Source organism: Wolbachia endosymbiont of Pentidionis agamae (genome assembly GCF_036711655.1).
Classification (GTDB): Bacteria; Pseudomonadota; Alphaproteobacteria; order Rickettsiales; family Anaplasmataceae; genus JAZHPY01.
Window position 1 is genome coordinate 1 of record NZ_JAZHPY010000074.1, and the last position, 5245, is coordinate 5245.

The 5245-nt window shown below is 29.5% G+C and carries 4 protein-coding genes; 2 read left to right on the forward strand and 2 right to left on the reverse strand.

The genetic code is table 11. The annotated features are described in order from the left end of the window. Both V6U76_RS04370 and gltX read right to left on the reverse strand, forming a co-directional pair. The coding region (locus V6U76_RS04370) for a hypothetical protein (RefSeq protein ID WP_333023845.1) at positions 1-842 on the reverse strand (842 nt) is incomplete at its 3' end. Between the two features lie 78 nt (positions 843-920). Next, positions 921-2282, reverse strand: a complete 1362-nt coding sequence (gene gltX, locus V6U76_RS04375) for a glutamate--tRNA ligase (RefSeq protein ID WP_333023847.1) — start codon at positions 2280-2282, stop codon at positions 921-923. Positions 2283-2473: 191 nt separating this feature from the next. Between gltX and V6U76_RS04380 the strand changes: the two genes are divergently transcribed. Both V6U76_RS04380 and miaB read left to right on the forward strand, forming a co-directional pair. Beyond that, positions 2474-3520: an ankyrin repeat domain-containing protein gene (locus tag V6U76_RS04380; RefSeq protein WP_333023849.1), complete on the forward strand. Its 1047-nt coding sequence runs from the start codon at positions 2474-2476 to the stop codon at positions 3518-3520. A gap of 107 nt (positions 3521-3627) precedes the next feature. Further along, on the forward strand, positions 3628-4944 hold the full coding sequence (gene miaB / locus V6U76_RS04385) for a tRNA (N6-isopentenyl adenosine(37)-C2)-methylthiotransferase MiaB (protein ID WP_333023850.1): 1317 nt from the start codon (positions 3628-3630) through the stop codon (positions 4942-4944). Positions 4945-5245 lie beyond the last annotated feature (301 nt).

Genomic DNA, 5245 nt, shown 5'->3' on the forward strand with positions numbered 1-5245 from the left:
TTTAATTGATCCGTCACACCTTCAAGCTCTGTAACCTCTGCAAGATGAGTGCTTTGTTTTTTATTTACTATCTTCCACATATAATCTACCCCAAGCTCAATTGTCTTACCATCTTTTTCTAAAATAGAAATTATTTCCTCTCGAAGATCATCTGTTGTTTGTGTGTTACTAGCTGTAGATATCATTAAACTCAAATGATTAATACGTTGCTCAATTATACTACCAAGTACTTCCATATTTTGAGCTTCATCAATTCTTAATTTTACATTCCTCGAAAACTTTTTGTACTCTCCAGTGTTCTTTATATTCTCCTTTGTACTCTCTAAGCACTTTTTATTTAGGGAAACAACCATTCTATCTATATTCACATTTCTTAATTTTTGAATGTCAATTCTACAAATTTCTCTTTCTTCTTCCTTTTTAAAGAGTTGATCATACTTATCTGTACTGGTATTTGCTGTTGCAATGCTTTTTCTTAACATTTTTTCTTGATATGAATCAATTTTCTTTTTTGATTCTTCTAATTTCTTTTTTAATACTTCCAATTTTTCTAATTCATCATCTTGTGTGTCATGATATACTCCAGAACAAAATAACTTTTCTTTATCTATCAAATTTACTGTAGTTGGCTCTTCTTCCTTACAATTATTCAATATACCTATTTTTGATTCAGCATCTTCTAATAATTTCCTATGCTTTTCTTTAATATTGCTGCATATTGCTAATAATTCTTCAAATTCTTGATCTTGTATCTTTTTAGATAACCTTTCCCTTAAAAAACGTACCTGAGATTCTAATTTAGTAACTTTATTTTTAAATTTTCTTAATTCACTCTTTGGCATATCACCCCTCACAATTTTTATGTATTATACATATAATAACATAGTTATAAAAATAACCAAAGCACTTTTTATTTAGATCTATACCCTAGTTACATATTTTAATCGCTTAATGCACTCATCTTTACTAAGAATTATCATAATATCTAAAATACTAGGTGCATCCATTATTCCAGTGATTGAAGCTCTGAGAGAGCGATAAATTTCACTTGGCTGGAAGCTATGTAACTTTATAAATTCCTTGATTTGACTAGATAAGTAGTCTTTATTCCAATCTTTATCATCTATGTCAAATAACACTGATATAAGTAGATTTATTATATCAAGATTAGATTTTATAACCAGAAGAGCCTCTTGACTATAATCTATAGGTAAATCTTTTATATAAAATTCAGCTAATTTTGGTAATTCATTCAAATAACATACCCTTTTTTTTAATTCTGTTAACCCTTGTGAAAGATAATACCTTTGCTTATCAGTTAATAACTGTCCGTCTAATAATGGAATCATTAAATTTATAATCTCCTCATTCTCCATGTTACTAATATAGTAATTATTTAAATGTTCTAATTTTTTAATATCAAATTTTGCAGGCCCGCGGCCAATATTTTCCAAATCGAACAATTTAATTGCATCTTCATCGCTAATAATTTCATCGTTACCATGACTCCATCCTAGCCTTAAAAGATAATTACGCATTGCAATAGGCAGCACTCCCATAGTCTTGTAATCACAAATACTAGTAACATTACGTCTTTTAGATAATTTATTACCATTTTCATCATGAATAAGTGGAATATGTGCAAAGTGTGGAACGTTCCAATCAAGTGCTTTATATATGAGAAATTGCTTAAAAGTATTAGTTAAGTGATCTGAGCCTCTAATTACATGTGTGATACCAGAATCATAATCGTCAACTACAACGGCAAAAATATAGGTTGGAGTACTGTCAGAACGAAAAATTATTATATCATCCAGCTCTGAGCTATTAATTTTGATCTTTCCATGTACTTTATCATCTATAATAATTTCTTCTGCTTCTGGAACTTTAAATCGCACAACAGGATTTAAATTTTTATCATTATTTACAATACATTTATGTTTTTTTTTATTCTTTATTTCTTTTTTCTCTTCTGCTTTACAGTAGCAATAGTATGCCTTTCCTTTCTCAACTAGAAGTTTTACTACTTCTGTGTGACGCTGAACCCTCTGAGATTGGTATACTATTTCTCCATCATGATCCATGCCAAGCCATTTAAGCCCATCTATAATCACGTTAATTGCCTCCTTAGTTGATCTTTTTTGATCAGTATCCTCTATCCGAAGTAAGAATTTACCGTTATTATGCTTAGCATATAGATAATTAAAAAGTGCAGTTCTAGCTCCGCCAATATGCAAATATCCTGTTGGTGATGGAGCAAAACGAGTGATTACACTTGGCATACATTTACCTTGAGACTTTATATAGATTATATAGAATGCCTAGTTATTTCTCAATAAAAGAAGCTCAATTCAGATTTTTATTAATAAAAGATTAAGAAGTTTAAAAAGATTTTTTATAAAATGTAATATTTTAGTGATTATCTTGATATATTAATATATATTATATTTTTATTATTAAATTTAGTAAAAATATGAGTATTACATATGAAAGTCTTTTGTATGATATCTATAAAAAATTCTTAAATAATCCAGATAGTGTGACAGAAGATGAAAAACATATAGTTGAAGTAGTTAAAAATGAATTGGTTGAGTTAGAATCATTAATTGAACAAATTAAGAAAGAAGAAGAGTGTCCTATCACACTGAAATCTATGATTGATCCTGTTAAGATAGTGTATGAAGATGATACAATATCAAATCATATATTTGAACATTATGCACTTAAAAAATGGATAAAAAATAGCAACACAGATCCAACAAACAGAAAACCTATTAAAGAAATAATATCTCTTAAAGAAGCAGTAATAAGAGAAGAATTATTTACTTTATTTAACGAAAAAGCTTCTGAAGAAACTAAAAATGTATTATCTAAAATCTTAGAAGAAAAGGAAAATGAGGTAGTTAATGAATTTCTCGATGCATTAGAACAATATGATAATGAGAAATTTAGAAAATTTCATGTAGCATTTCCATTTTTTCAAAACGCTAGTAATTTAGTTCTTAATCACGAAAGCACAATTGCTAAAAAAGTCGATGTTAATTCTAGAGATAAAAAATGGCAGACTATTTTACACAAAGCCGTTCAGGTTAGAATTAATGAATTTGTAGATACTATTATACAAAAAGGAGCTGATATTAATGCCAGAGATAGTAATGGAATTACCCCATTACACTATGCTATATTGAGTACAGATATAGAAATTACTACGCTCTTATTAGATAATGGAGCTGATATTAATAACAAAGCAAGTAACGGAAAAACCATTATCCAAAGTTCTATTTTGTGTGGTAATACAAAGAGTATAAAGTTTTTATTAGATAGAGGAGCCAATTTTTCATCATTAGATTATAAAGAATATAGAGTTCCGAAGTATAAAGGTACTGCGTATGAGAAGATAGTAAAAATATTGGATGATGAATTGCAAAGAAGATCTCAAGAAAATAGTAATGGAGTAAACAGTAGTAGAATAACAAATTCTTCAGCTGAACAACTAGCATCTAGAGAAGTTGATAGATAACTGTTGATTTCCATTAAAGAGATTGATTTTCCTTAAGGGAAACACTAAGAAAATCATTATAGTTCTATATGAGATAGTTTGTGCTATAATAAAAGTTTTTGATAGAAATGAAAGGTCTATATATAAAAACCTATGGATGCCAGATGAATGTGTATGATTCACTTTTGATGGAGAATATTGTAAAACCACTGGGATTTAAAGTTGTTGAAGTTCGTGAGGAAGCTGATTTGGTAGTATTCAATACATGCCATATCAGAGAAAAAGCTGCAGAAAAATTATACTCAGAACTTGGACATATAAATTTATTGCAAAAAAAGAAGAATATTACGGTAGTTGTAGCAGGATGCACTGCTCAAGCTGAAGGAGAGGAAATATTTAGAAGAGCACCTTTTGTTGACATAGTTGTTGGTCCGCAGAGTATTCATACTCTTCCTGAACTTTTAGTAAAAGCAAGTAGAAAAAAAGGCAACGTAATAAACATAGATTTTCCTGAAGTATCAAAATTTGATAATCTTCCTGACGCAGTAGATCAAGGATCATCAGTATTTCTCTCAATTCAAGAAGGGTGTGATAAATTTTGTACCTTTTGTGTAGTGCCGTATACGCGTGGGGCTGAATATTCAAGGCCAGTAAATAAAATATTTTGTGAAGCATTGAAATTGGTAAATAGTGGCGCAAAAGAAATCACTTTGCTTGGTCAGAATGTCAATGCTTATCATGGTGAGTGTGAAGGAAAAATTTTTAGCCTAGGAGAATTGATTAACCAGATTGCTAAAATTCCAAATTTGGAGAGAATCCGCTATACAACATCTCACCCAAGAGATATGCATGAATCTCTTTATTTGGCGCATAAGGAAGAGCAAAAACTTATGCCATTTGTCCACTTACCTGTACAGTCAGGCTCTGATAAAGTATTACGTGCAATGAATAGAAAGCATACTGTTTCTGAGTACTTGGATATAATAAAAAAACTACGAGATGCAAGACATGATATAGAATTCTCTTCTGATTTTATCGTTGGTTTTCCTGGAGAAACAGAAAGAGATTTTGAGCAAACTATGCAATTAGTAGAGCAAGTAAAATATGCTCAAAGCTACAGCTTTAAATATAGTCCTAGACCTGGAACTCCAGGTGCAGAAAGGAGCGATCAAGTACAAGAAGAAGTAAAAACAGAACGCCTATCTCGTTTACAAAAATTAATTAATGAACAGCAACTAAAATTTAATCTCAGTATGATAAATAAAACTTTACAAGTATTATTTAGCGATAGAAAAGGTAAATATAAGAATCAAATTATAGGAAAAAGTGAGTATATGCAGTCTGTATGCATAGATGATCCTAAAAATGAATACCAGAACCAGATATTAAACATAAAAGTCCTAGATGCCAGACAAAACAGCTTGATTGGAGAGATTAAGGAATAAACCTAAACAATACCAATAAAATATTTATTTTTTATTAAGAAGAGTGTATGGGGTAGAAAATATTGCTTCCTGAGTTTCGCCATTACCATTATAATATAGAAAATCCAGTAAAAATCTCAAAAATATTCAGTTTAAGCTGGATATCTAATTCTTTTACAGAAAAATAAATTTATTCTCAAAAAGTACTTGAGATATTATAATACATAATTTATTAATTAATGAGGCAAATTTTATGAGTGAAAATAACAAAAAATTATTTAAAGCAATTCAAGACAATAACTTAACAGAAGTTAAGAGATTG

What these genes read in the sequence shown, in the direction of transcription:
- gltX (WP_333023847.1), bottom strand. Translation starts at nt 2,282, where the DNA reads ATGCCAAGTGTAATCACTCGTTTTGCTCCATCACCAACAGGATATTTG.
- V6U76_RS04380 (WP_333023849.1), top strand. Translation starts at nt 2,474, where the DNA reads ATGAGTATTACATATGAAAGTCTTTTGTATGATATCTATAAAAAATTC.
- miaB (WP_333023850.1), top strand. Translation starts at nt 3,628, where the DNA reads ATGAAAGGTCTATATATAAAAACCTATGGATGCCAGATGAATGTGTAT.